This window comes from Margalitia sp. FSL K6-0131 (genome assembly GCF_038008735.1).
Classification (GTDB): domain Bacteria; phylum Bacillota; class Bacilli; order Bacillales; family Bacillaceae_C; genus Margalitia; species Margalitia shackletonii.
Map to the genome: position 1 here is coordinate 4,201,869 of NZ_JBBOZS010000001.1, position 25,479 is coordinate 4,227,347.

The 25,479-nt window shown below is 38.0% G+C and carries 24 protein-coding genes and 3 other annotated features; of the genes, 7 read left to right on the forward strand and 17 right to left on the reverse strand.

The features are described 5' to 3' along the window. The 6 genes from trpB to trpE are packed head-to-tail and all read right to left on the reverse strand — an operon-like array spanning window position 1 to window position 5,618. Window positions 1–1,197 carry a tryptophan synthase subunit beta gene (gene trpB / locus NSQ59_RS20585; protein ID WP_055741932.1) on the reverse strand — a complete coding sequence of 399 codons (1,197 nt, stop codon included), beginning with the start codon at window positions 1,195–1,197 and terminating at the stop codon, window positions 1–3. Then, the gene (locus tag NSQ59_RS20590; protein WP_340833181.1) at window positions 1,194–1,799 is read right to left on the reverse strand and encodes a phosphoribosylanthranilate isomerase; all 606 of its coding nucleotides are present in this window, start codon (window positions 1,797–1,799) and stop codon (window positions 1,194–1,196) included. Before NSQ59_RS20590 ends, trpB begins: the two co-directional genes overlap by 4 nt. 19 nt (window positions 1,800–1,818) lie before the next feature. Next, window positions 1,819–2,595 carry an indole-3-glycerol phosphate synthase TrpC gene (trpC, locus tag NSQ59_RS20595; protein ID WP_055741933.1) on the reverse strand — a complete coding sequence of 259 codons (777 nt, stop codon included), beginning with the start codon at window positions 2,593–2,595 and terminating at the stop codon, window positions 1,819–1,821. Then, window positions 2,596–3,621, reverse strand: a complete 1,026-nt coding sequence (trpD, locus tag NSQ59_RS20600) for an anthranilate phosphoribosyltransferase (RefSeq protein ID WP_055741934.1) — start codon at window positions 3,619–3,621, stop codon at window positions 2,596–2,598. It abuts the gene before it with no gap. Then, window positions 3,605–4,201 (reverse strand): anthranilate synthase component II, encoded by a 597-nt coding sequence (locus tag NSQ59_RS20605; protein WP_055741935.1) that lies wholly within the window; start codon window positions 4,199–4,201, stop codon window positions 3,605–3,607. Before NSQ59_RS20605 ends, trpD begins: the two co-directional genes overlap by 17 nt. Continuing rightward, entirely contained in the window at window positions 4,182–5,618 is a 1,437-nt protein-coding gene (gene trpE, locus NSQ59_RS20610) for an anthranilate synthase component I (RefSeq protein WP_055741936.1), read from the reverse strand. The genes NSQ59_RS20605 and trpE overlap by 20 nt, the downstream gene beginning before the upstream one ends. Window positions 5,619–5,666: 48 nt before the next feature. Further along, window positions 5,667–6,101 (reverse strand) — a binding site (T-box leader). A 44-nt stretch (window positions 6,102–6,145) separates the two neighbouring features. Further along, window positions 6,146–6,404 (reverse strand) — a binding site (T-box leader). 316 nt (window positions 6,405–6,720) lie between these two features. On the opposite strand from trpE, the gene murB reads away from it, so the two are divergent. The 3 genes from murB to NSQ59_RS20625 all read left to right on the forward strand — a co-directional run bounded on the left by murB (window position 6,721) and on the right by NSQ59_RS20625 (window position 10,059). Further along, window positions 6,721–7,635, forward strand: coding sequence for a UDP-N-acetylmuramate dehydrogenase (gene murB / locus NSQ59_RS20615; protein ID WP_055741938.1), 915 nt, complete (start codon window positions 6,721–6,723; stop codon window positions 7,633–7,635). A gap of 227 nt (window positions 7,636–7,862) precedes the next feature. Next, window positions 7,863–9,332 carry a thiamine pyrophosphate-binding protein gene (locus NSQ59_RS20620; protein ID WP_340832564.1) on the forward strand — a complete coding sequence of 490 codons (1,470 nt, stop codon included), beginning with the start codon at window positions 7,863–7,865 and terminating at the stop codon, window positions 9,330–9,332. 64 nt (window positions 9,333–9,396) lie between these two features. Further along, entirely contained in the window at window positions 9,397–10,059 is a 663-nt protein-coding gene (locus NSQ59_RS20625) for a DNA alkylation repair protein (protein ID WP_055741940.1), read from the forward strand. A gap of 9 nt (window positions 10,060–10,068) precedes the next feature. On the opposite strand, the gene NSQ59_RS20630 is transcribed toward NSQ59_RS20625, so the two are convergent. Genes NSQ59_RS20630 through NSQ59_RS20640 form a run of 3 tightly spaced genes read right to left on the reverse strand, consistent with a single transcriptional unit; the run spans window position 10,069 to window position 13,589 of the window. Then, window positions 10,069–11,160, reverse strand: a complete 1,092-nt coding sequence (locus tag NSQ59_RS20630) for a Ger(x)C family spore germination protein (protein WP_055741941.1) — start codon at window positions 11,158–11,160, stop codon at window positions 10,069–10,071. Beyond that, on the reverse strand, window positions 11,153–12,241 hold the full coding sequence (locus NSQ59_RS20635; protein ID WP_055741942.1) for a GerAB/ArcD/ProY family transporter: 1,089 nt from the start codon (window positions 12,239–12,241) through the stop codon (window positions 11,153–11,155). Before NSQ59_RS20635 ends, NSQ59_RS20630 begins: the two co-directional genes overlap by 8 nt. A gap of 16 nt (window positions 12,242–12,257) precedes the next feature. After that, window positions 12,258–13,589 carry a spore germination protein gene (locus NSQ59_RS20640; RefSeq protein WP_055741943.1) on the reverse strand — a complete coding sequence of 444 codons (1,332 nt, stop codon included), beginning with the start codon at window positions 13,587–13,589 and terminating at the stop codon, window positions 12,258–12,260. Between the two features lie 431 nt (window positions 13,590–14,020). Between NSQ59_RS20640 and NSQ59_RS20645 the strand changes: the two genes are divergently transcribed. Continuing rightward, window positions 14,021–14,890 carry a DUF2268 domain-containing protein gene (locus NSQ59_RS20645; protein WP_055741944.1) on the forward strand — a complete coding sequence of 290 codons (870 nt, stop codon included), beginning with the start codon at window positions 14,021–14,023 and terminating at the stop codon, window positions 14,888–14,890. A 43-nt stretch (window positions 14,891–14,933) separates the two neighbouring features. Here NSQ59_RS20645 and NSQ59_RS20650 read toward each other — a convergent pair whose 3' ends face one another. Then, a complete protein-coding gene (locus tag NSQ59_RS20650) occupies window positions 14,934–15,698 on the reverse strand; it encodes a MerR family transcriptional regulator (protein ID WP_340832568.1) in 765 nt (254 codons plus the stop codon). Window positions 15,699–16,135: 437 nt separating this feature from the next. Here NSQ59_RS20650 and NSQ59_RS20655 point away from each other — a divergent pair, with 437 nt between their 5' ends. Further along, the gene (locus NSQ59_RS20655) at window positions 16,136–17,290 is read left to right on the forward strand and encodes an MFS transporter (RefSeq protein ID WP_055741946.1); all 1,155 of its coding nucleotides are present in this window, start codon (window positions 16,136–16,138) and stop codon (window positions 17,288–17,290) included. Window positions 17,291–17,339: 49 nt separating this feature from the next. Here the strand turns inward: NSQ59_RS20655 and NSQ59_RS20660 are convergent, their stop codons facing one another. The 4 genes from NSQ59_RS20660 to NSQ59_RS20675 form a co-directional block, all read right to left on the reverse strand. Continuing rightward, window positions 17,340–17,576 carry a MarR family transcriptional regulator gene (locus tag NSQ59_RS20660; RefSeq protein ID WP_055741947.1) on the reverse strand — a complete coding sequence of 79 codons (237 nt, stop codon included), beginning with the start codon at window positions 17,574–17,576 and terminating at the stop codon, window positions 17,340–17,342. A gap of 22 nt (window positions 17,577–17,598) precedes the next feature. Next, window positions 17,599–18,120 (reverse strand): DUF2812 domain-containing protein, encoded by a 522-nt coding sequence (locus NSQ59_RS20665; RefSeq protein ID WP_055741948.1) that lies wholly within the window; start codon window positions 18,118–18,120, stop codon window positions 17,599–17,601. After that, window positions 18,117–18,461 (reverse strand): PadR family transcriptional regulator, encoded by a 345-nt coding sequence (locus NSQ59_RS20670; protein WP_055741949.1) that lies wholly within the window; start codon window positions 18,459–18,461, stop codon window positions 18,117–18,119. Before NSQ59_RS20670 ends, NSQ59_RS20665 begins: the two co-directional genes overlap by 4 nt. Before the next feature lie 371 nt (window positions 18,462–18,832). Further along, window positions 18,833–19,285 (reverse strand): AraC family transcriptional regulator, encoded by a 453-nt coding sequence (locus tag NSQ59_RS20675; RefSeq protein WP_055741950.1) that lies wholly within the window; start codon window positions 19,283–19,285, stop codon window positions 18,833–18,835. Between the two features lie 226 nt (window positions 19,286–19,511). Next, window positions 19,512–19,726, forward strand: a binding site (T-box leader). A gap of 61 nt (window positions 19,727–19,787) precedes the next feature. Here NSQ59_RS20675 and NSQ59_RS20680 point away from each other — a divergent pair. Beyond that, window positions 19,788–20,945, forward strand: coding sequence for a pyridoxal-phosphate-dependent aminotransferase family protein (locus NSQ59_RS20680; RefSeq protein WP_055741951.1), 1,158 nt, complete (start codon window positions 19,788–19,790; stop codon window positions 20,943–20,945). Next, window positions 20,938–22,554 (forward strand): phosphoglycerate dehydrogenase, encoded by a 1,617-nt coding sequence (gene serA / locus NSQ59_RS20685; protein ID WP_340832572.1) that lies wholly within the window; start codon window positions 20,938–20,940, stop codon window positions 22,552–22,554. Before NSQ59_RS20680 ends, serA begins: the two co-directional genes overlap by 8 nt. Before the next feature lie 47 nt (window positions 22,555–22,601). Here the strand turns inward: serA and NSQ59_RS20690 are convergent, their stop codons facing one another. From NSQ59_RS20690 to leuD, 3 genes are all read right to left on the reverse strand, one after another. Next, window positions 22,602–23,747, reverse strand: a complete 1,146-nt coding sequence (locus NSQ59_RS20690; RefSeq protein WP_340832574.1) for an HAD family hydrolase — start codon at window positions 23,745–23,747, stop codon at window positions 22,602–22,604. Between the two features lie 133 nt (window positions 23,748–23,880). Next, window positions 23,881–24,825, reverse strand: a complete 945-nt coding sequence (ilvA, locus tag NSQ59_RS20695; protein ID WP_445669246.1) for a threonine ammonia-lyase — start codon at window positions 24,823–24,825, stop codon at window positions 23,881–23,883. Window positions 24,826–24,880: 55 nt separating this feature from the next. After that, window positions 24,881–25,465: a 3-isopropylmalate dehydratase small subunit gene (gene leuD / locus NSQ59_RS20700; protein ID WP_055741954.1), complete on the reverse strand. Its 585-nt coding sequence runs from the start codon at window positions 25,463–25,465 to the stop codon at window positions 24,881–24,883. Window positions 25,466–25,479: the final 14 nt, after the last annotated feature.

The window sequence follows — 25,479 nt, forward strand, 5'->3', positions numbered from 1 at the left end:
TTACTCTCCTCCTATTAAACTCTTAATGGTTTCTACATCTTTATCCCCGCGACCTGATAGACAAATAACAAGTGTCTCTTCTTCCGTCATTTCTTTAGCGAGCTTTATACTGTAAGCAACCGCATGGGAGCTCTCCAGCGCCGGAATAATTCCTTCCGTCCTGGAGAGGATTTCAAATGCCTCTAATGCTTCCTTATCTGTGATGGATGTATAAGTAACTCGACCAATTTCTTTTAAATAGCTATGTTCTGGTCCAACACCAGGATAATCAAGGCCTGCCGAAATAGAATGGGCTTCCTTCACCTGTCCGTCCTTATCCTGAAGCAAGTATGTCATTGTTCCATGTAAAATTCCTTTTTCCCCGTCGGTTAATGCCGCCGCATGTTTGCCTGTTTCAATTCCATCTCCGCCTGCTTCTACACCAAATAGCTTAACCTCTGTATCTTTTACAAATGGATAGAACATCCCCATCGAATTACTTCCGCCGCCGACACATGCTACCACCGCATCTGGTAATTTCCCGGTTTGTTCCACGATTTGTTTCTTCGTCTCGGATCCAATGACACTTTGAAAATCGCGGACAATTTGCGGAAATGGGTGCGGTCCTACAACAGAACCAATAATATAATGAGTATCTGCAACATTACTTACCCAGTAGCGAAATGCTTCGTTCACCGCATCCTTTAAAGTACTGCTTCCTTGGTTAACACTTACGACTTTTGCACCGAGCAATTCCATTCGAAATACATTCAGCTTTTGTCTGCGAATATCCTCTGCACCCATAAAGACAATACATTCCAACCCAAGCAATGCACATGCTGTCGCAGTTGCCACCCCATGCTGGCCCGCACCGGTTTCCGCAACAACCTTCCTTTTCCCCATTCTTTTTGTTAATAATGCCTGCCCGATAGCATTATTAATTTTATGGGCACCTGTATGATTCAGGTCTTCTCTTTTTAAAAAGATTTTCGGACCGCCTAATCGTTTTGATAAATTTTCAGCATAATAGAGAGGTGTTTCGCGGCCGACATATTGAGTAAGATAGTATTCTAACTCCTTCGTAAATGCTGGATCCTCCATTGCCTCTTTATATGCTAGTTCGAGATCCAGTATTGCAGTCATTAATGTTTCTGGTACAAATCTTCCGCCAAACTCACCGTAGCGGCCATTTTCATTTGGATATGTTTTCGAAATCATTCTTTTCTCTCCTTTAATTGTTGATATGCTAATGTAGCATTTCGAACAAAAGATTTTATTTTTTCTGGATCTTTTTCATGATTTGTTTCAACACCACTTGATACATCCACTGCTGCCGGATGTACAGTTAAAATAGCGTTCTTTACGTTGTGGACGGTAAGACCGCCTGCTAGTATAAGTTTATCTTTTGGCAAATCGAGTATTTCGAGATCCGTCCAGTCGAAAGTTTCCCCGCTGCCGGCTTTCGGACCGTCGATCAGATAATAATCACAGCTATAGTTATTTATTTGTGTAAAATTTTTACAAGAAAATGCTTTAATGATTGGATATTGCAGACTTTCAGCAAATTGCGGCGATTCATTTCCATGAAGCTGAATGTAGTCAAGACCAACTTGCGCAACTATTTTGCGAATGGTAGATTGATCTTCATTGACAAATACTCCGACTTTTTTCACATGGCTTGGAATGTGAGCTGCCATTTTTTTCGCTTGCTCAGGCGATATTCGTCTTTTACTTTCCGCAAAAACAAATCCGATAAAGTCCGCACCTGCATCAACCGCTGCTTTTGCTGCTTCCATCGTTTTAATTCCACAAATTTTCACTCCCAAAGAAACACGCCCCTTAGTTGAATGCTATTTTTAAATCCGCTAATGTATCTTTCAAATTATCCGAGCGCATTAAGGTCTCTCCGACTAAAACTCCTTTTACCCCAGCATGCATCATCCTTTCGACATCCTCCCTATTTCGGATCCCACTTTCCCCAATCAGAAGAATGTCGTCCCTGTCCACCAATTTTGCTAACCTTTCTGTTACGCTTAAATCAACGGTAAATGTTTTTAAATCCCTATTATTTATTCCAATGATATTAGCTCCTATTTCTAAAGCAATCATCAGCTCCGTTTCATTGTGAACCTCTAAAAGAACCTCCAAATCTTTCGAATAGGCGTATTCATAAAGCTCACTTAATCGATGCTTCGGTAACGCCGCAGCGATGAGAAGAATCACATTTGCACCATATTCTTTCGCCCGGTCTATTTGAATTTCTTCAATAATAAAATCTTTACACAATATCGGGAAGTCGACAGCATTTCTTACAGCACCCAAATCCTCGATAGAGCCCTTAAAAAAGGCGGAATCTGTTAAGACGGAAATGGCTTTTGCACCGTACTTGGCATATGCTTGTGCCTGTTCCACAGGATTAATTCCTACATTTATTTCCCCTTTGGAAGGCGATGCCCGTTTTATTTCTGCAATTATATTCATGGTCTTCGATTCCATGAAGGTTTGATACATTGATTTCTCCTGCTCAGTTTTTCTTCGGCCGTGCTGTTGATATTGCTGTTTTAGTAACTGAACCTCTTTTTCTTTTTCGATTAAAATATTGGATAAAAACGACATTTAAATCACCTCTTTTGCGAAATGTTTGCTGTACTCGATTAAATAATCTAATTTTTGCAGAGCAGCTCCGGAATCGATACTTTTTTCAGCTAAGGCAATTCCGTCTTCAATGGAAGATGCCAAACCATTTGCGAAAATACCTAACCCGGCGTTAAGAAGCACGGTATCGCGATATGCTCCTTTTACACCTTTTAAAACTTGAAGAAGAATATCGGCATTATCTTTTGAATTTCCGCCGCGAATTGCTTCATTTTCATATTCGGGTAAACCGACATCACTTGGATTTAAGGTGAAGCTTGTTATTTTTCCTTCCTTTAATAATACGAGATGATTTTCACCAGATAATGAAGCCTCATCCATAAACCCTGCCCCATTTAAAACAACCGCTCTTTTTCTTCCTAATTGGTGTAAAACCTGTGCCATCATTTCGAGCATATCCCTTCGATAAATGCCGAGAAGCTGAGTGTCTAATGAAATAGGGTTTGTAAGAGGGCCAATTAAGTTAAAGATCGTCGGGATTTTTAAATCCTTCCTTACCTTCATGATTCTCTTAATGTTTGGATGTACCTTAGGTGCAAAAAGAAAGGCAATTCCATTCTTATCAAGAATTTCCGCAATTTGATGACGGTCAAAGTTTAAGGACACCCCTAAATGTTCGAGTACATCCGCACTGCCGGTTTTACTGGAGACACTGCGGTTTCCATGCTTGGCAATTTTGATTCCCGCACCAGCGATGACAAAAGCAGATGTTGTACTAATATTAAAGCTCCCTGATCCATCGCCACCTGTTCCGCAATTGTCCATAACGGATGGAAATGGCAGTTCGATTTGCAGCGATTTTTCGCGGATGACTTCTACTAAACCGGCAATTTCTTCAGCTGTTTCCCCCTTTATTTTTAAAGCAGCTAAGAAGGCTCCCATTTCTGAATCCGATATATCCGTTGAAAATAATTGATTAGCTGCCATTGTCATTTCTTCATAAGACAAGCTTTGGTGCTCCATTACTTTTTCAAGATACGATCTCATTTCTTTGCCCCCTTACAACATGTAAAAAATTTTGAATAAGTGCTTTTCCGCATTTTGTGCCAATGGATTCCGGGTGAAACTGAAGCCCGTACAATGGGTAGCGAATATGTTTGATTCCCATTACTTCGTTATCGTCCATTGAATTTGCTACCACTTCGATTTCTAAAGGCAAGCTTTGCTCCTCAATCACCAGTGAGTGGTAGCGCATCACTTCGAGCGGCTGTGACATATATTCGAATAAGCCTTGCCCGGAATGTAAAATCATCGATGTTTTCCCATGCTTAATATTTTCCGCCTGCACGATTGCTGCTCCAAAGGCTGCCCCAATTGCCTGATGGCCTAAACAAATTCCTAATATCGGAATTTCCCGATAACAGGCTTTTATCAGCTCCATGCATATCCCGGCATTTTCCGGTACACCTGGGCCAGGAGATAAAATAATCGCTTCCGGCTGGAGTGCTTCGATATCCTCCACCGTTATTTGATCATTCCGTACTACCTGAACATCTTCACCTAATTCCAGAAAATATTGATATAGGTTATAAGTGAAGGAATCATAGTTATCGATTAACAAGATCATAGCTGTTTACCTCCAATAGGGACTTTGCTTTATTCATGGTTTCTTCATATTCTTTTTCCGGAATAGAGTCATACACAATCCCCGCACCGGTTTGTAAAATGGCCTTTTTATCTTTTATCACTAAGGAGCGAATGGCTAATGCAAAATCGATATCACCGTTCACATTGATGTAGCCTACTGCTCCTGCATACACTCCGCGCTTTCTTTTTTCAAGTTCATTGATGATTTGCATCGCGCGAATTTTCGGAGCCCCAGATACCGTTCCCGCTGGAAGGCAGGAAACAAGAGCATCGATTCCGGATAAGTTTGGTTTTAGCCGGCCCTTTACTTCAGAGACGATATGCATAACATGCTGGTACCGTTCAATTTCCATAAACTTTGGAATCGTGATGGAGCCGGCTTCGCATACGCGCCCCACATCATTACGGCTTAAATCCACGAGCATTTTATGTTCTGCCAGTTCTTTTTCATCTGAAAGAAGTTCTTGTTCTAACTGGCGGTCCTCTAATTTAGATTTTCCGCGCGGTCTGGTTCCAGCAATTGGATTGGTTGATAATTCCCCGCTCTTAGTTTTTATCAAGCTTTCAGGTGAGGCGCCTAAAAGAATGTAGTCATCGAAGTCGATGTAAAACATATATGGTGATGGATTTGCGTTTCGCAGTTTTCGATAAAACTGAAAGGGTTCTACTGTTACCTCCCCTTCTAAGGCTTGAGATAATACAACCTGAAAAATATCCCCTTGCTGAATATGTTTCTTTGCACTTTCAACCATTTCCATGAATTCTTCTTTTGTCTTGGTTGGTGTAAAATTCATTTTGGCAGGAGATGTTGATGTTTCCACAATGTCGTTGGCAGTGAATATGGTTAACTTCAATTGCTCTGTTATTTGTGTGAGCTCATCATCCGTTCGTTTTTGATCTGCATTTAATAAAATGATCGAAACGGTTTGAGAAACGTGATCGAAAACGATTGCCTCCTGATAAAACATGAGGTGGATATCCGGCATTTTCATAGTATCGTTTGCTATTTCCCCAATCTTTTCGTATTGACGGATGGTATCGTAACCTATATACCCAACACCTCCGCCATAGAATGGAAAGGGTATTTCTGCCTCTAGTTTGGGAATGTATTTTTTCAATACTTCTAGTGGTTTCCCCTGTTCTCTTAGAGTTTGCTGCTTTGAAATAATCGTTATTTGGTCATGAGCCGCTTTATACTCAAGGTATGGGTTCATACCGATAAAGGAGTACCTGCCCTTTTCATCATGTTGAAGTGAGCTCTCAAGCAGAAATTTCTTTTTTCCATTCAGGCGATTGTAAATGGCGATTGGTGTTAGGGTATCACCGTTAAATGTCGTGATTTTGTAATTTGGATTCAAAGCTGGGAACCTCCTAATTTTTAAAATGGGTTTTGTCATGAAAATAAAAAAGTCCTCTATAAGCTCAAGCGCAATTTGCCTGAGTTTATAGAGGACGATTCATACCGCGGTGCCACCTCATGTTGAAGGAGAATACACTCCTTCCGCTTTTTCGGGTACGGGATTGTTTTCGTCTAGCTTCAGCGCCTAGCGGCTAGTGGATTTCTCCGTCTTCTCCCTACGATAAGTCAACATCAGTTGAAAATGGTAGTGCTATTTTCACTTGTTCGTGAACTACCTCACTGTGTTTCCTTTATCTCGAGCCTGCGACTACGAAATCCATAAGCCGCTGAGCAAGGCGCTTACGCATTTGTTCTTTCCGATACCCTATCCTTTTAACGGTGGAATTCCGTGTTTCCCTACTTTCGTTCAAGAAACCTCTCATAAGTCCATTCTGTCTTACCCATCGTACCGGATTCGCACCATCACCGGCTCTCTGCAACGATTTTTATAAAACATACTCCTCTTAATCATAGAGTTCGCTATATTTAGTTTTTTTACAGAAACAACAAAAGGGTCCCCCATCCGAAAAGGACGAGAGGACCCGTGGTACCACCTTTATTAGCTGAACAAAACAGCTCACTTTGACAATATCAAGATCTAATAGAAAGATCGTAATATCCGTCTCTTGTAACGACGAGACATTCGCCAAAGCCTACTGCTCAAATTTTAGTTTCGGTTTGGAAGCTCAGAAGCCCATTCATCCATACATTCACACTGGTTCACACCAACCACCAGCTCTCTAAAGTGTCCATAAGGATTACTCTTCTTCTTCAACGCTGCATAATTTTCAGTTTTTTTAAATTTATTGTTAATTATATTATTACGTTCAAAATAGAATGTCAAGAGGAGAAAGAAATTTTATTCTACTAATATTTTTAGAACTATTGTCCACTATAGAAGGACAAAATATCGATTTGTCCATTTGCGGTGCCTGACACCAAATGAGCATTTGCCTATATAATATTACAGTATGTTTGAATTTGTGTTGTAGGACTAAAATTTGTGATGGAAAACTGTTATAATGCTTGTTTAAGGGGTAAAAAATTTCTTACTTTATATAGATAGATTATTCGAAAATTACGTCAAAGGAATGATTATCATGATAGAGTCTCATCAAATTTATAATAACTTACTTGAAATTGTAGAAAAAGAAAACATATTAGTGGATGAATATTTAAAAAATCATACTTATACGAAGCTTGGCGGTAAAGCGGATTTTCTTGTCACACCTTCCACCTATGTGGAATTACAAAACATCATTAAGTTCTCGAATAAGGAACAAATTCCTTTTACCTTATTAGGGAATGGCTCTAATTTAATTGTGAAGGACGGCGGAATTCGCGGCATCGTGATTCTTTTGAATCGTTTTAAAAACATTAAAGTGGACGGGGATAAATTAATTGCGGAAAGCGGAGCTGCCATTATTGAAGCATCCCGTAAAGCATTAGATGCAAAATTAACCGGTCTTGAATTTGCCTGCGGTATACCGGGAACAGTCGGCGGAGCATTGTTTATGAATGCCGGAGCATATGGCGGAGAAATAAAAGACGTTCTCGACTACGCTATCGTAGTGGATCGAAATGGCGATATCCAAAAAAGAACAGCTGCTGATTTAGAGCTTGATTATCGAACAAGTAATATTGCAGCAAACCGCGACATTGTCATGGAGGCAGTATTTCAACTTAAACCGGGCAATTACGAAGATATTAAAGCAGTTATGGATGATCTCACGTTTCGCCGTGAATCCAAACAGCCACTTGAATATCCTTCATGTGGAAGTGTCTTCAAAAGGCCACCGGGTTATTTTGCCGGTAAACTGATTCAAGATAGCGGACTGCAAGGAACAAGCATCGGGGGAGCTGAGGTTTCCACTAAGCATGCGGGCTTTATTGTCAATAAAAATAATGCCACCGCTTCAGAATATATTGCGTTAATACGCCATGTCCAAAAAACAGTGAAAGAAAAATTCAATGTAGAATTAGAAAGAGAAGTAAAAATTATTGGTGAAGATTAAAAATGCGGAAACCCGCAGCTTTAGCGTACGGATGAGTTAAATTTGAAATGTAATTTTACTTGATGTTGGCGTAGAAACGTTCATTGCATCGGTTAGAAAATTTTATACTTCCTTTACAAATAGTACAAAGTCCACAAATTTTGTGGGCTTTTTCCTTTTAGATGTGCTTATAATTTTCTGCAAATATCAAAAACTATCCGGGACCAAATTTATCAAGGGGGTACCGCATGAAAGCAACGGATGTTTTTGTTCAATGTTTAGAAAATGAAGGAGTGGAATATATATTTGGAATCGTCGGCAATGAGACATTAGATTTAGCGGATTCATTGTCACGTTCCAAGCAAATTCAATACATAACCGTTCGCCATGAACAAGGTGCAGCGTTTATGGCGGATGTTTACGGTAGATTATCGGGGAAAGCAGGTGTATGCCTCGCAACACTTGGACCGGGTGCAACCAATTTAATAACGGGACTTGCAAGCGCAACACTTGATCATTCCCCGGTAGTTGCTATCACAGGTCAAGCAGGGTTAGAGAGGCAGCATAAGCATTCCCACCAATATCTTGATGTCATACAGATAATGGATTCCGTTACAAAATGGGCAGTACAAATTAAGGAAGCTTCCGCCATTCCTGAAATTATCCGCAAAGCTTTTCGTATTGCAAAGTTGGAAAAACCCGGTGCAGTTGCAATTGAACTCCCGGAAAATTTAGCCATTCAATCCATCCCGCCAGTTCAGCTTCCCGTTTCGCCTGAGCCTATTTTCATCCCAAGTAATGAAGTATTTTTATCCGCTCATCAAGTCATCCAACAATCCAAAAAGCCTTTTATCCTGGTTGGAAATGGTGTCATTCGAGGCGGCGCTGCAGATGAATTTTTAGCATTTGCCGAAACTTTGCAAGCAACTGTGGCACATAGTTTTACGGCTAAAGGAATTTTACCGAAAGAACATGAACAAAATTATTTTACATTTGGTTTTATGGAAAAGGATGAAATTTTACCGGGGTTACAGGAAGCAGATCTGCTTATTGTAATTGGATATGATCAACACGAAAGGTTGCCAAAAGAATGGAACAGAAAAAAGATCGCCATTCTTCATATCGATTCAGAACCTGCAGAGGTAGATGAATATTATCCCGTTCAATTGGAATTAGTCGGGAATACCAAGGAAACGTTGAAAAGTTTTCAGTCCTACCAACTCCCTTCTAAAACCTGGATGCCGTCTGGAAATTTAAAGATGCACGTGGAAAAAACCTACAATATAAGCTGGAATCATACCAATTATGCTTCATTGTCTCTTACAATTGAGAATATATTGCATGTTATGGAAATGGCCGCTACTGACAAAACCATCATAATATCAGATGTCGGTTCCCATAAAGTTTCAGTGGCACGCACCTTTCAGCCAAAGAACCCCAATAGATTAATTATCTCCAATGGATTAGCATCTATCGGTATCTCCCTTCCCGGTGCAATTGGAGCAAAATTAGCCTGTCCGGATCACCAGGTTATTTGTCTGACAGGAGATGGAGGATTTTTAACGAACGCAGCAGAATTAGAAACTGCGAAGCGACTAGGACTTTCCTTTGACGTCATCGTTTTAAACGATTCCGTTTTAAAAATTGAAGAAGTTTTCGGTTTTAAAAGCTCAATTGTGGACGCTATAATTCTCACACAGAAAGTGGCAAGCCAATAAAAAAGCATTTTGCTAATTTTCTATATTTCGGTATGATGAAAGAAAAAAACAGGAGTTCAAAACGATGCAGGAGATAAAAATCTTAGTAGACAAGTTCGAAAAACATGCGGATCCAGAGCAAGCCATTCCAATGGCAAGCTATATGAAGAACCATTTACCGTTTCTGGGCATCAAGACCCCCGAACGAAATCAACTTTTAAAGGAGTTTTTTTCAGAAACCGAAATAAATAAGATGCCATTTTCACCAGACTTTGTAAAACAACTATGGAGTTTTAAAGAAAGGGAATATCATTATGCAGCTCTTAGTTACTGTCAAAAATATAAAAAAGTATTTACAAGCGAGCATATTCCATTTTTTCAAAAGCTTATTACTACGAATTCATGGTGGGATACAGTCGATACGATTGCACCGCACATCATCGGGGAAATTGCCAGCAGGTTTCTTAAGATTATACCGCAATACATAGATAATTGGGCAACTGATGAAAATATGTGGTTAAAAAGATCAGCTATTCTTTTTCAGCTAAAATATAAATCAAATACAAATGCAGATCTTCTTTACCGTTACTGTTTAGTCAATGCCGACAGCAAAGAATTTTTCATCCAAAAGGCCATTGGCTGGGCACTAAGAGAATATTCGAAAACAAATCCTGAATCGGTCAGAAATTTTATTCAGTCCCATACATTGCCAGAACTAAGCATTAGAGAAGGGAGCAAATACATATAGGACAGGTTCTTATTTAATAATGCCTGTCCCATCTATTTTCGTTGTAACGTGAACATTAAACTTTGCTTGTGGATACAGTCTCTTCCATTCGGAAATTTTCACCTTCTCATCTCCTAGGTGGGTTGCTTCATAGCGCATCCCAAAGCCAACTGGGTCTACTTTTTCCTTCTGCAATTTGGTTAAGAGTTTTTCAAATTTCTTTTTATAATGCTGATTCGTTATTTTTTCATATACATGTAAATTTACATTCTGATGCTCTCGATGTTTTTCTTCCAGATTTCCTTTCAACGATACAAATATATCGATGATGGGGGCTGAACCGGATGTGTTCATTTTATATTTTACCTTTGCTTTACTGGAGGCAATAGTAAAATTGTATTTCTTTGATGTAACATTAAGTTCTGATTTTACTTTTTGCTTGATGAATAGATTAAGAAGCATCGTTTCATCCTTGTTCAACACAAGAGCCAAATGTTTATTTCGAATCACCCCGCTTGTTTGAACTTCCAATGTGTTCTCACCTTTTATATATTTGATGATTGGCAAGACAGGATCAATTCCTGGCTCAGCTAAATCTCTCCAAAAGCTAAAAAGATATTCTGATATAACATAAGGGGTTTCCGTACCCTCATTACCAAAAAGCAAAAGAAGATTATTACTCGGTATGTATTCTCCCTTCGGATGATATTCTAAAATATCCTTCGCCTTCGAGGCAGAAATACTTACCCAGGCAATTTCTTGAATATCTCTTCTCCTTGAAAACCAATCGACCGTCGTAAATAAATTCTCCTTCGCTAAATCCTTTCCGATAATGATTACGTTCATATGTCCAAAATCAAGTTCTTTATCGGCATTTGCTTTTATAATGCCAATAGCCGCAGCAATGGAATCTGCCTCCTCTGTGAAGACAATGCTGTCTCCGGGCTGTTTCGGATCTCCGCTTGGAATAGCAAGTTCCACAGAAACCCTATATCTTTTCTTTTCCCCTTTATCGACCCCAATGGATACCGCAAAAAATCTTTTATCAATATCCTTAAATCCACAGCCACCAAGTAATACGGCAAATACTATTAAAGGAATAAGAAGCCATTTTCTATTCATTCTTTTTCTTCCTCCGAATAGCTAATAGTAAGATAAAATTCATAAATATGGCGGCAGGGATTAAACCATTTATCCACGATTTCATAATCGTAAAATTAGTATCTTCCGTCGAAAACCCATCTAATATAAAGGTGAGTACCGCAAAGATTGCCGAAATAATATAGCCTGTAATGTATTTCCCTTTCCATTTGAATTTTGGAAAAATGCTTTTAAATAATTCAATACTCACATGCCAATGAATGGTAATGCTGACTAATGAAACATTTATATGCAGCAATAAAAAAATAAAGAGAACCCTTTCCACAAAACCGAGCTCCATCCGCATAGAATCAGCTGTGCTAACCCAGGGAAACACATAACTTTCAACACCTTTTACCGCACCATGAAATCCGATGGGACCGAGCATTGTAACAAGCAGTACCTGCAGTCCAAACAGCATGATTAACCAAATCCACTTTAAACTCACTTTTTGAAAATCCCGATTGAAAATGATTAAATTAGCAAAACCAAAGTAGATAAAACTGGCCGCAGAAATGGAGGACCATGTAGGTATCTCCCGATAATGAGTAAATAAAATACGAACAGAATCCCAGCTAAAATAATCATTAAAAATCGCTTTTATTAAAATTAGTAAAATAAACGGGATATTCAATAAAATCAATAACTCTGTTGCATACAGAACTTTTTTTGAAGGCATTAATATAGAAAAGCATATTAATAATAAAAACATGCCAGTAATAAGAAAACCTGACATATCCGGACTGATAAAAACTTTTGTAATAGTTATAAAGGAAAGCAAGGTAAAGAGCCCCGCATGAAACCACATAAAACCATTAAAGAATATATAAATGTTTTTAAACCATTTAGAGAGATATTTCTCTAATATTTCCGGTAATCCCATTTCGGGAAAATGGGATATCTGTTTTATAAAAAGATACATTAAACCCGTCCCAACTATGGTTCCAATCGGTATCGCGAGCAGTCCTCCCGATAAACGCTCGTTCAACAAAATCCTTGGAATAAAGGTTAAGACATTCGTAATCATATTCACAATGATCAAATAATAAAAGTATCGGTTCATCGATATGACTTCCTTTTTAAACTTGCTTTTTGCGCGTTCGTTCACTGTAAAATGCCTTCAAATAAGGCTCGCCAAGACTGTTAATATTGACCAAGAAAAAGAGAAGTCCAATCAAGCCTACAATGACACCAATTAGTCCGCTAATAGACGCAAAAAATAACAAAACATATTTCACATTTCTCATAGCAAAGCCCATTTCATTAATAGGAATAACAAAGTTTGAAATCGCCACTGCGGAAACAATAATAATCATAATGCTGGAAACCAAACCAGCCTCCGTCGCTGCAGTACCCAAAATAAGTCCGCCAACGGTTGTTGCGGTTGGTCCAATTGCTTTTGGAAGCCTGATACTTGCCTCCACTAATAATTCCATCATTAAAAGCATAAATAATACTTCTAAGTATGATGGAAAAGGAACGGTTGCCCGGCTGCCAGCAATTGTGAGCGCCAGCTGGACCCGAAATAATTCGGGGTTATAGGATGTAACCCCTACATAGACGGCAGGAAGCAGTGTACTGATAAAAAGGCCGATGTATCGAATGGTTACCAGAAACTTGGTAATCCAATAAGGCATATATAAGTCTTCCATGGAACTTAAAAAATCATAGAAAACTGCTGGTCCAATTAATGTAAATGGGGTCCCCTGAATGGTAATAACAAATTTCCCAAGTGCCAGATTATAAGCAATACGATCAGGTCGCTCTGTGACAAGATAGGTCGGGAATAAGGTTCTTCTTTTAGTAAAATTTCGCATCAGCTGTCCCGTGGTTTGAATGACTGACCGATCAATTTCATTAATTTTCTTACGTATTTCTTCCAGGGTTTCTTTTCTAATCAATGATTCATCGTAAATGAGGGCTAATTGCACTTTACTTTTATACCCGATTTCCCCCATTAACTCGACCATTAAGGTACTCGAATGGTAGCGCTGTCTAATTAAATTAAGATTCACTTCTAAGTTTTCACTTAAAGCCTTTTGCGGCCCATGAATGGTGGTTTCTACACTAGCATCGAGAACTTCTTTATTCGTTTGAAATTTCAAGTCTAATATAACGACTTGACCAGGAAGGATAACGGCTACTCCTCCATGAAAAATATCCTTTAACGCTGCATCATTACCTTTAAATTCCTTATAGTCTGCAAGCGACTGCAAATAATAGCAATAATCCTCCATAGATTGCATTTCAAAATATGGCTTTACCACTAATTGTTGGATTTTGTCCCCATCACTTAAGCTTTTTAAATATATCAAAAAAATCTGCTGATTACTTTTCATTAATGGCTGAATCTTCGCATCGGCACTTCCGCTTAGCTGTAATTTTAAAAATTCAAAAGTTGATATTGCCATCTAATCATTCACCTTTAATTCATAATGGATGCTATCTTTATATTTTTATCCATGAAAAGGAAAATATACGGAGGAAATTTCGGAAATGAATGATGAATTACAATAAAGTTGTTTGATTTTAAACCGCCAAATGCGCATTACCCCGTCCATTAAAATGGAAGGGGGAGAATAAAGTTATTTAATTTTTGGATTAATTACCGAATAACTCTTTAAATAAGTAACAATAAAGTCGTTTAAATCTGGGAGTTTATTTTCACAACCGGATACTTTAATTGAAAAAGCCTTTTTCTCTTACTCCATTAAAGGGTTCTTCAAAGTGCAATAATAGATTATTAATTATCTTGTTGACATTGACGTAACGTCATAGCCTATAATCGAAATTGTTCTAAGTGATGTCACTATTTCAATTGAATAATAAGGAGATGATTTTAATGGAAATAATCATACAAGATACATTAAATTTATATAAAGAAATGCTTAATTTGCCAGAAGGGGAGAGAAGTGAATTTTTTAGCGGAGAGTTATTAAAACCTTTTAATCGGATGTTTGAAATAATGCATATGCCTAAGACACCTGAAGCCATGGGGTGTATACAGCTATCCGGCCAGGAATCAAAGATGATAGAAATGTTAGAAAGACTGGAAAAGACTGATGCTTGGAATAATGCAAAAAGGACAATTGAAGCTGCAGCCGCCCGCTTTGAAAAAGCCAGCATTCCATTACCGGAAAAAGTTGTAGTAGGGATCTTCTTAGGAAACCCAGAATACTTATCAATGTTTCAAGGATACACGGGTATGGGCTCTATACCTGGCTATATATTAATAATGATAGATCCGAACGAAAAGAACCTGCCAAAGCTGAATGCATGTATTACTCATGAGTTTCATCACAATGTGCTTTTCCATAATACAAAGTGGAATTTTATGACTGACGTAACAGTTGGAAGATACATTGCTATTGAAGGCTTGGCTGAAAGCTTTGCAGCAAGTATGTTTGGAGAAGAGTTTATTGGCCCATGGGTAACAGATGGACTTGTACAAGGAGCGGATTTGGAAACCGCAAGAAGAATAATTTCAAAATCACTAGACGTCAGAGGGTTTATGGAAGTTCGTAAATATATATTTGGAAAGCACCCAATGATGCCAGAGACTCAAGACTTTGGAATGCCTTTCTGTGGAGGCTATGCTGTAGGATATTATGCTATACAGGCATATCTAAAAAAGACAGGTATTTCAATAGAAAAGGCTACGGTTATGGATGGAGATGAAGTTATAAAGGCATCTGGCTATTTTGAAGACTAAATTAATGTAATAAAGTGTGCTGAATCTGCAGCATGCTTTATTACTACCTACTCGTTTTACAATAATACATAATTGCCTGATAAATAAATTCACTCAAATCTTCATCACTGAATTGGTTGATATATTTTTTCCATCTCTCATCAGATGTATAGGTTTCAGCAATACATATCAAAATTTCTGTATCACAAGTCATATTTTGTTCAAGGTAACTTTTCCATTCTACTATTAGTTTTTGTACATCCTTAGAGGAAGGAAGTTTGTGGATTTGTTCTGCTAATTTCTTAAATACTTTTTCCATGTTTTTTCCAAACTCGTAATATACATCTTCTTTTTCCCGATCAGATAGTTTTTCTATATTCTTTTCATACTCTTTGTATTTTTCTGTTTCACCAAATACCGCTTTGGCTTCACGGCTATATTGTTCTTGTAGTGGCAAAATTGGTGAGTTATTAAAGATATTCAAATTAAATATATCTTTTCCTGATACGTAATCCTCTAAGGCACTAACAATTTCACCTAAGCGTTGTTGTTTTGCGAGCAGTTTTTGATATTGCATTTTTAAAATTTGTAGTTGTTCTTGCTTCGTTAGTTGCATAATATCTGATATTTTTTTTAATGAAATACCCATTTCTTTTAAAAATAAAATCGTTCGAAGGCTGTCCAAATCTTCTCTGCTATATGCTCGATAACCATTATTAGACAAGCGAATTGGTTTTAATAAATCTATATTATCGTAGAAATGTAATGTTCTAGCAGTGACACCTGTTATCCGTACCACATCTTTAACTGTAAAAAAATTCTTTTTCATTAGAAAACCCTCTAATTCCTTTTAAAGATTTTTTTATCTTTATATATTCGCTCAATTCGTAATATATTATACGCTTCAACCTTACGTCACTCAAGCCCCCATAGCTTCTCAATAATCCTTAGGATTTATATAACCCTTAGTTTTTAAATCCATTCTTGGGTGATTGATAAACTTAATTAAATCCTCTCTACTATATAACGTTTTTGATGACGTAAAATAATGTGTGTAAGATCATAACTTCGACTTTTGTACGAAGATTCCTTTTTCCACAATATGTTTTTTTTAATAGAATAAAACGTTTGAAGTTTTTAACCAACTTTATTGTCATTCAACAATGAAAACAAAATGCAAATATTTGTATTTTCTAAAAAAACGGTGTGGTATCATGTTATTGACTTAAACGTTACTTACTCGAATGCAGAAAGAAAGGGGACCGTATGAAAAATCAAACATGGTTATCGCTTAACTATTTTGCCTTTTTCTTTACCTGGGGAGTATTTATGCCTTTTTGGACTGGATGGCTTGTTGATAGTAAGGGGTTAACGATTCAAGCCGCTAGTGCCGTTATAGGTGCTGGCTTTATTTCACGGTCGATCTCAACCTTAGTGGTATTTCCTGCATTTTGCCGCCACCGGTCGATTGCATTATTATTAAGAATGTTTCCATTCATTTCTACCATTCTATTATTCTTATTTTTGCCTTTTACATCGCCGAAAATTCTTATCGCTGTAATGGTTATTTTCACTATTTTATATCCGCTTATCCTTCCTTTAATGGAAAGCACGGGAACGATGATGGTAAAAGCAGATGGCATCCATTATGGGAAAAGCAGGCGCTGGGGATCGATAGGTTATACGGTCGCTCTGATTGTGGTAGGCATCATTACATCTATTTTTAGTGATCATGCCATCTTTTTTATTATGGCATTTGGGATGCTGGTCATGCTGGCAACGGCGAATGTAAAATCTCCGCCTTCCATTCAGAAAAGAATCGGAAGTAAGAGCAGTTCTTATCGTGGATTGTTGAAGTCGAAAAGATTCTTATTAGGACTTGTCATCGCTATTTTATTGCAAGGTACACATGCTTCTTATAACAATTATGGTTTTCTTTACTTACAGGATCTGCATGTCAGCAAATTTTATATCGGATTTATTTTGAATATCGCCGTTTTGGCTGAAATACTCTTCTTTTCTTTTGCAGATCGAATTTTTCGGAAAGTGCCAACACCGGTTATGTTTATCATTGCGAGTATCGCCTGCATGATAAGATGGCTTGTGATTTTTGCTTTTCCATCTGCTATTGTATTTATAGTAATGCAGCTTTTTCATTCCCTCACATTTGGATTAACACACTATACCTTTATTCGCTTAATAAACGAAGAGCTGCAGCAACAGGACATCCCAGCGGCACAAGCTGTCTACACGTCCCTTGGGATGGGATTTATCGTTGGAATATTTACATATTTAGGAGGTTTCCTTTATAGCCACTCCCCTGGCCTTGCTTTCGGAGGAATGTCTGTGGTTGCACTGCCATGTATTTTCATTGGATCCTATATGTATTTGCGTTATCGAAAAGCGATTGAAGTCATTTAGAGCTAAATAATATATAATAAACGCTTAGGTTAACCTAAGCGTTTCTAGCTCATTGATCCTTATCCAATTCTTCTTTAGTATCCACACCTTGCGCAGTTAATCGATACAATCCGAACAAAAGTGGATTAGTCTGCACCAATCCTTCACGCATTAATTCTTTAAGTGATTGATTCACAGTAGATAGGTCTCCATTTTCATGCGAAAGTTGCTCAGAGATTTGCCTTGGTGATTGCCACTCAGTGGTTAATGCTAGCAATACGGTCTGTTGCTGCTGGGTCAAGTTCATATTAATCTAACTCCCTATTAAATCAATTTTTTAACCGTTTCATTTTATATAAAATGTTTAGAACAGAATAACCTAGCAGAAATATTAACATCACATACACTACTCTAAGAACTATCATAAATTTTATATGAGAGTAGCCTGAATTAAATACAATCGTAAAAGAAATGAGCAGAATCCCAATCAATGGCATTAATAAAAAGTAAAGCAACCTCTTAAACATGTCCATTTTTGAATTCGTATCCGAATAAATATCTAACGTCTTCGCTTTTCCTGGTTCCGTCCTAAAATAGTGCCAACCTGCATATTCCGTTACATGCTCCCAGCCAGCATCTTCAAATATTGCCAAGTATTCTGTTAAATCATGTTTTTGATTGGCTTTGAAATCTGTCTTATAAATATATTTTTTAGGCTCCATTTTTTCAAAGGTATAAACTAAAAAATTATATTTTATAAGCTTCCAGCCCTCTTCTGCCATTTTTTCCAGCCATTTGTTCTCCTGATCATCCTGCCATGCCAAAAATAATTTAAATACCCGTTTCCTCATTGCTCTTTACCCTCACTCGTAAAAAATGGTTCTGTTTGTTTTACTAGTGCTTTTAATCGTTCAAATTCACGTCTGCTAATTTCCCTTCCCATATCCGTTAAGACATAACTTTTCCTTCTATCATTTTCTTCTTCCGCTAATTTTTTGATTAACCCATCCTTTTCCAACTTACTGAGCGCACCATAAAGCGTTCCAGGACCTAAATTTACCTCTCCCTCACTAAGTTCCTCCACCTTTTGCATAATTCCATACCCATGAAGCGGCGAGGTAAGGGAAACTAAAATATAGTAAGTGGTATGAGTAAGCGGAAGGTACTTCTTTATTAATTTTTCACTTAACATCATAAAGCCTCCAAATTATATCGACAGCTGATATTCCGTAGAACGATATATCGGTTAACGATATAATAATTGGTTTATTCTATTTTGTCAATAGTTCTGAAAATGAATATTTGATGTTCCAATCACTGTATGTGTAAACGTTCACTTACTTATCTTTTTGCCTTTACATCAACGGCTGTTCTAAAGGCTCTGTTAAAGGAAAATTTGATATTTAAAATGATCTGTTAGCCAAGTAATCACAGAACTTTGAGCTTGTACAATCGCGAACTGTCATATGTGTCTTTTCAAATACAAAATGCGAACAAGAAGTTACCAGTAGATAACTTCTTGTTCTTCTCCATTGTATTTTTTCTCTGATCAAGCTAAGCAAACTATAATGATTTTATGGGTACACATATTTCGCAATATGGGTTGTTAATCCTATCACCAATATATTTTTCCATAATTGGTCTGTTGTCCAATTGATATTCCTTGTTTTGTAGAGATGAAAAAATATAAGAATATGCTTTTTGAATATCTTCTGCTGTATGTTTAACCTCATAAATAAGATATTGTCCGCCAGAAATTTCACCTTGAACAACGGAATCATCGACTTGATAATCACTTGGTATCACAATACAAGCATCAAATCTACAATGATCTGGAGGTGTTGTTTCTGGATTATCTTGTGGAATTGCAAATAGAATGGCAGATTCAAGAAGTTTTTTCTCATGAGCCCATTTTTTTAATTTCTCCATTACCTCAATATTTGCAGGACCATAAGGACCAACTCGTCGCATATAAGCAATGCGATAGTTTGGAAGTATTTCTACTTTGAATTTCATATGTTTTTTCTTCCTTTCTTTATGGATTGTTAGTTACATTTCGAATGTAACACGCTTAAAAAATATATACATTCATTTTATCTAAATTTTCTGTAAAATTTTAAAATAAATTTTTTTATAGGAAAAGCAACATTAAAGATTAACAGAGCTTTTTCAAAAAAAAATATTTTACCTCTTTACAAAACTAAAGCATTTGGATAGAATATTCTAAACAGTCTAATATACGCAAAAGGTAATGATGAAGATGGTATGGAGAAAATGACTAAAGAGAGTCGGTGGATGCTGTGAACCGATGCTTTTTCTTCAAATGCCGAGCACTTCGGAACCGGCTGGCTGAAATAACAGTAGGTCAGAACGGCAGGAATGTCGTTATTTTATGAGGTTACTTTACAAATAAAGTAACAAATTGAGGGTGGTACCGCGTTTCCCCACGCCCCTTATAATAGGCAGGAATGTCTGTTATGAGGGGCGTTTTTATTTTTTAGGAAAGGATGATGAATGGATGCTTTTTAATCAGCAATTTTTGTTCACGCCAGGCCCTACGCCAATACCAGAGCGTGTGAAACTGGCTATGAATGAGCCGATGATTGCCCATCGTAGTAAGGCATTTTCGCATTTACTCGAGGATGTTTCCAAAAGACTTATGCCCATCTTTGGGGCAAAAGATCCTGTTCTACTAGTGGCAGGTACTGGTACATCTGCATTGGAGGCAGCGGCATGTAATATTGTAGAAGATGGTGACCATGTTGTTGTGATTGTTACTGGGGCTTTTGGCGATCGGTTTGCAAACATTTGCCAAGCGTTTGGGGCGAGCGTCCACCGCTTAAATATTGAATGGGGAAAAGCATGTGAGCCAGATCAATTAGAAAACTATTTGAAATCTTTGGATGTTCCAATTAAAGCTGTTTTTGCCACCTATTGCGAAACATCTACCGGAGTATTAAATCCAATAAAAGATTTAGGAACAATAACAAAACTGCATACAGATGCCCTTTTTATTGTTGATGGTGTCAGCTGTATTGGAGCTGTTCCGGTCGATATGGAAGATTGGCAGATAGATATTCTTGTTTCCGGATCGCAAAAAGCACTTATGCTCCCGCCTGGATTAGCTTTTATTGCTTTAAATCAAAGGGCTCGGGAAGTTGTTAAAAACTGTAGGACGAAGCGCTTTTATTTCGATTTAAACAGGTACTTAACTTCTTATTATGAAGAAACCTCCACTCCATTTACACCGGCTGTGTCTTTGATTGCGGGGATGCGTGAGGTATGTAACTTAGTAGAACAGGAAGGTTTGGAAAATGTAATTTCACGCCATCAGTTATTGAAGTCAATGCTTCGCAGCGGGCTTCAAGAGCTGGATATTCCGCTTTTTGTTGCAGATGATATTGCCTCTCCGACGGTAACGTCTATTAAACCAAATGAAAATTCTATTGCTCCAATTAAGCAAGGCTTACAGGAAAGGTTTGGAATTGTCATTGCAGGTGGCCAAAAACATTTGAAGGGAAAAATCCTGCGAATTGGCCATATGGGATATTGCACTCCATTTGATATTTTAAGAGTTCTGACAGGATTGGAAATGATTCAATCGAGCCTGTTGGGAAGGAATATTTTAGGTAAGGCTACAGCTAAAGCAGAGGAGGTTTGGAGTAAAAATGTATAAAGTGCTAGTGACTGATGCTATAAGTGAGAGCGGGCTCACTCCGTTATATGAACATCCGAATTTTGAGGTCGATCGTTATGATCAGCTGCAGCCGAATAAACTATTTTCCATTATAGGAAACTATGATGTTCTCATTGTACGCAGCCAAACAAATGTAACAAAGGAATTAATGGATGTTGCACCTCGCTTAAGAATTATCGCACGAGCCGGTGTTGGCGTTGATAATATCGATGTAGAAGCTGCAACTAAAAAAGGAATTATTGTCATTAATGCTCCAGGTGGGAATACCATAGCCGCAACAGAACATACCATGGCAATGCTTTTATCTTTGGCAAGAAAAATTCCTCATGCTCATCAATCTACCGTCAATGGAAATTGGGAACGAAAAAAATATCAAGGGATTGAGTTGTACGAAAAAACGCTTGGCATTATCGGTATGGGGAAAATCGGTACAGAGGTTGCGAAGCGTGCAAAAAGCTTTCAGATGAATATTTTAGGATATGATCCTTACCTTACCGAGGAGAGAGCAAAAAAACTCGGGATTACAAAAGCAAATTTAGATGAAATAGCCGAGCGTTCTGATTTTATCACCATTCATACACCACTAATAAAAGAGACGAAAGATCTCGTGAATGAATCTTATATTCAGAAAATGAAAAAAGGTGTCCGAATCATTAATTGCGCGCGCGGCGGGATTATCGATGAAAGTGCCTTACTTGAAGGCTTACATTCAGAGAAAGTTGCAGGGGCTGCACTCGATGTATTTGAACAAGAGCCGCCGGCAAATTTCGAATTACTAAAACATCCTAATGTTATTGTAACTCCGCATCTCGGAGCATCTACAGAAGAAGCGCAGGAAAAGGTTGCTTTGGAGGTTAGTGCTGAAATCATCAATATATGTGAATACCAATCGATTCGTTCTGCCGTCAATATGCCACAAATTACAAGCGAATCTCAGGCAAGAATGCAGCCTTACTTACAAATCGGAGAGCAAATGGCTGGAATCGCGATACAGTTATTAAAAACCGCACCAGAGAAAATTCAAATTGCCTATTTCGGGGAGCTATTGGATGAGGATACGAGCCTTCTGACGCGTTCCATTATCAAAGGAGTTTTATCCCATCACCTAAGCGATTCTGTAAATCTTATTAACGCATTTCATCTATTAAGAGAGCAAGGCGTTCATTATCAAATTCAAAAAGAGGCTTCGAATAAAGGATTTTCCAATTATATTGAGCTAACCTTATATAGAAATGGAGAAAAGGTGAGTGTTGCCGCAACTGTCTTAATCGGTCTAGGGGCAAGAATCGTGAAAATTGATGACTATCGAATTGATGTAAAACCGGAAACACATCTGCTCTACATTAAACACCATGATATACCGGGAATGATTGGCCGTGTGGGATCCATCCTAGGTAACAATAACGTAAATATTGGAACTATGCAAGTGGGCAGATCTGCTGTGGGTGGCGAGGCTATTATGATCCTCACTTTAGATAAGAAAATAGATGGACCGGTGGCCATTGAAATCCAATCTTTAAAAGGCATCAAAGACATCCAAATCCTTGAACTAACTTCCGGATATCCCCTGGAAGAAGCAACTCTTTAATGTAGAAAAAATACAATCTGGTGTCATGCACCAGATCGTATTTTTTATTATTTACATATGCTAGTTATCAGTTCCTTAATATCTAGTACCGAGTCTAGGATAATTTCCGCGTTGTGTTCTTCAAATTCGGTCCGCGCATCCTTTCCAGAGAGTCCTGTTAAGACTGCAGCAAATCGACATCCCATTTTTTGTGCAGCCAATAAATCAGCAAGAGAGTCTCCGACAACTAATACTTCATTGCCATATTCAATAGGAAGTGTTTGATTTAAAATCTCGTCTACTTTTGCACCTTTCCCCTTCAGTGCCATTAAATAAGTAAAAGGATGCGGTTTGGACAATGAAATACCACTGCCCCTTGTATTTTCCGCCTTTAATACATCGTCCGCTGTTACAATATGCTGAACGTCAAATTGATCCAGCCATCCTAATGCTGCAAATGGTTCAATCGTTTCTAATTCCGGTCTCCCGGTGCCAATTCCTATCGAAATGCCTGATTCTCTTAAGAATTGAAATAAATCTGCAATTTCCTCAGGTTTTGCCAGCACTTTTTCATCATCTAAAAATCCTTTTTTACCGGTTTGGACAGATGCTCTCCCGGTGGAGGCTAAAATATTCTTATCCCCAACATACCATTCCTGCGAACAATGCTCGCAAATAGACCAAAGCGATCCCTTTTGTTTAAAAATCTCTGATTGGACCCCTAGCTTCTCTTCGGCAAGCTTATCCAGAACAATAAATAATTCTCGTTTAGCTTGAGGGAACTTTTTGAAATCCTCTAATAATTTACTAAAATCGATCTCTAGCTTGTATCGTTTTAAAACATCTTTTATTTCCAGCAACGTTTTTCTATCCATTTCATTTTCAAACCAATTCACTATTTGTGAATGTTCTTGATCCTTGATTTGTGATAAAAGATGGATGAGTTGATAACTGAATGCGATATAAATCATATCCCAATTGGCATTTAAGCCTCTTGATTTAAAAAATTTCAAAACCTGATCTGCTTCTTCAAAAACCTGTTTTCTAATGCTCGCGATTTCTTCATCAGAATAACTTGTTTTAAATTTTTCCGGAGCTATCCCTAAATAATTTTCACTATACAAAAGCTCCCAAACCGTTAGGGCAGACGCATCAAAATAACGTTCTTCACTCAATAAAACACCATCAACATCAAATAAAATAGTTTGAACCAACGACGAATCCTCCTATCACACTTATATCTCACTAGTTTATCACAGTAAAGTGAAATACACGTTAGATTTTGAAAAAAAGGGAAAAGGAACTTTTCCACCATCGCATCAAAAAATGGGACAAGGGAACCGTCCCTCATCCCACTTTACTGGTGGATTGAATCGAATTTGCCAGACTTGTAAAGAGTGGCATTTTTTCCAAATCAGCGTTGCCACCGCTAATGATAATACCAACATGCTTACCTACCATTCTTACCTTCCCAGAAATTACGGCTGCTAATGCAGCTGCTCCGGCGCCTTCTACAAACATTTTTTCTCTTTCCAGCATCATAATCATGGCTTGCGCAATTTCCTCATCCGTTACGGAAACAATATTATCAACATATCGGTTTATGATAGGAAATGTTAATTCCCCAGGTTCCTTGACCAGGATACCATCTGCAATTCCACCCACTTTTAATAGCCGGGTTTTCCCAACTCCATGGTAACAGTTATAGGTTGCCAAAGCTCCGGTCGATTGAACACCAATGATCTTGATCGTTGGATATAAGTTTTTAATGAGGGTAGCGACACCGGAAATTAATCCTCCACCCCCAACTGGAACAACGATAGCATCCAATTCTGAACATTGCTGGACCATTTCAAGTGCAATGGTTCCTTGGCCAGCTATTACCTCATAATCATCAAATGCATGGACGAAGGTCGCACCGTTCTTTTGTTGTGTGAGAACTGCAGCCTCGTATGCCTCCTGGTAAGACTCTCCTGTTATTACTACTTCCGCACCATAAGCTTGTGTTGCTTTCACCTTCGCGATAGGTGTACCCTCCGGCATAAAGATTTTTGCTTTTATTCCTCTTTTGGCTGCTGAATATGCGACACCTTGGGCGTGATTTCCCGCTGAAGCAGCAATAACCCCTCTGGAAGCAGCTATATCGCTCAAGGAAAGTACTTTATTCAAGGCACCCCGAATTTTAAATGAACCTGTACGCTGTAAGTTTTCCATTTTCAAATAAAGCTTTGATCCTGTTAATTCATTGAATGTTTTCGATTCATTTAAAGGCGTGCGGTGGACAACACTCATTAAATGTTCAAATGCCTCAATTATTTGGTTAGTCTGCAAGTAATCCCCAATTCATTCACCTTCCTGTTGTTAATTCATAGTTTTTAATTTTATCTTCATGGACTAATGTTAGCCCGATTTCATCAAGACCATTGATCAGCATATGCTTTTGATATTCGTCAATCTCAAAGTCAATCGATAATTGTTGATTATAAATAAGCTGTTCTTCAAGGTCGATCGTAAGATGCAGTTGTTCCTTCTCTGCCGTATCTAGTAAACTTGCGATTACCGTTTCAGGTAAAGTAACTGCTAGAATTCCATTTTTTAAACAGTTGTTAAAAAAGATGTCTGCAAAGCTAGGCGCAAAAATTACTTTAAAACCATAATCCTGCAATGCCCAAGGCGCATGTTCTCGTGATGAACCGCATCCAAAATTAGGACCTGCAATAAGGATGGAGGCACCTTCATATTTTGGGTTATTTAATGGAAAGTCCGACTTTTTCTGACCGTTATCATCAAACCGCCAATGATAAAAGAGGCACTCTCCAAATCCTTTTCGCTCGATTCTTTTCAAAAATTGTTTTGGAATAATTTGATCTGTATCCACATTACTGCGGTTTAACGGGAACACTAGACCATCCATTTTTTTAAAGGGTTCCAAGATTTTCGACCTCC

Coding starts and splice junctions, on each gene's coding strand:
- trpB (WP_055741932.1), bottom strand. CDS start 1,197: ATGATTTCGAAAACATATCCAAATGAAAATGGCCGCTACGGTGAGTTT.
- trpC (WP_055741933.1), bottom strand. CDS start 2,595: ATGTCGTTTTTATCCAATATTTTAATCGAAAAAGAAAAAGAGGTTCAG.
- trpD (WP_055741934.1), bottom strand. CDS start 3,621: ATGAGATCGTATCTTGAAAAAGTAATGGAGCACCAAAGCTTGTCTTAT.
- NSQ59_RS20605 (WP_055741935.1), bottom strand. CDS start 4,201: ATGATCTTGTTAATCGATAACTATGATTCCTTCACTTATAACCTATAT.
- trpE (WP_055741936.1), bottom strand. CDS start 5,618: ATGACAAAACCCATTTTAAAAATTAGGAGGTTCCCAGCTTTGAATCCA.
- murB (WP_055741938.1), top strand. CDS start 6,721: ATGATAGAGTCTCATCAAATTTATAATAACTTACTTGAAATTGTAGAA.
- NSQ59_RS20620 (WP_340832564.1), top strand. CDS start 7,863: ATGAAAGCAACGGATGTTTTTGTTCAATGTTTAGAAAATGAAGGAGTG.
- NSQ59_RS20625 (WP_055741940.1), top strand. CDS start 9,397: ATGCAGGAGATAAAAATCTTAGTAGACAAGTTCGAAAAACATGCGGAT.
- NSQ59_RS20630 (WP_055741941.1), bottom strand. CDS start 11,160: ATGAATAGAAAATGGCTTCTTATTCCTTTAATAGTATTTGCCGTATTA.
- NSQ59_RS20635 (WP_055741942.1), bottom strand. CDS start 12,241: ATGAACCGATACTTTTATTATTTGATCATTGTGAATATGATTACGAAT.
- NSQ59_RS20640 (WP_055741943.1), bottom strand. CDS start 13,589: ATGGCAATATCAACTTTTGAATTTTTAAAATTACAGCTAAGCGGAAGT.
- NSQ59_RS20645 (WP_055741944.1), top strand. CDS start 14,021: ATGGAAATAATCATACAAGATACATTAAATTTATATAAAGAAATGCTT.
- NSQ59_RS20650 (WP_340832568.1), bottom strand. CDS start 15,698: ATGAAAAAGAATTTTTTTACAGTTAAAGATGTGGTACGGATAACAGGT.
- NSQ59_RS20655 (WP_055741946.1), top strand. CDS start 16,136: ATGAAAAATCAAACATGGTTATCGCTTAACTATTTTGCCTTTTTCTTT.
- NSQ59_RS20660 (WP_055741947.1), bottom strand. CDS start 17,576: ATGAACTTGACCCAGCAGCAACAGACCGTATTGCTAGCATTAACCACT.
- NSQ59_RS20665 (WP_055741948.1), bottom strand. CDS start 18,120: ATGAGGAAACGGGTATTTAAATTATTTTTGGCATGGCAGGATGATCAG.
- NSQ59_RS20670 (WP_055741949.1), bottom strand. CDS start 18,461: ATGTTAAGTGAAAAATTAATAAAGAAGTACCTTCCGCTTACTCATACC.
- NSQ59_RS20675 (WP_055741950.1), bottom strand. CDS start 19,285: ATGAAATTCAAAGTAGAAATACTTCCAAACTATCGCATTGCTTATATG.
- NSQ59_RS20680 (WP_055741951.1), top strand. CDS start 19,788: ATGCTTTTTAATCAGCAATTTTTGTTCACGCCAGGCCCTACGCCAATA.
- serA (WP_340832572.1), top strand. CDS start 20,938: ATGTATAAAGTGCTAGTGACTGATGCTATAAGTGAGAGCGGGCTCACT.
- ilvA (WP_445669246.1), bottom strand. CDS start 24,825: ATGAGTGTTGTCCACCGCACGCCTTTAAATGAATCGAAAACATTCAAT.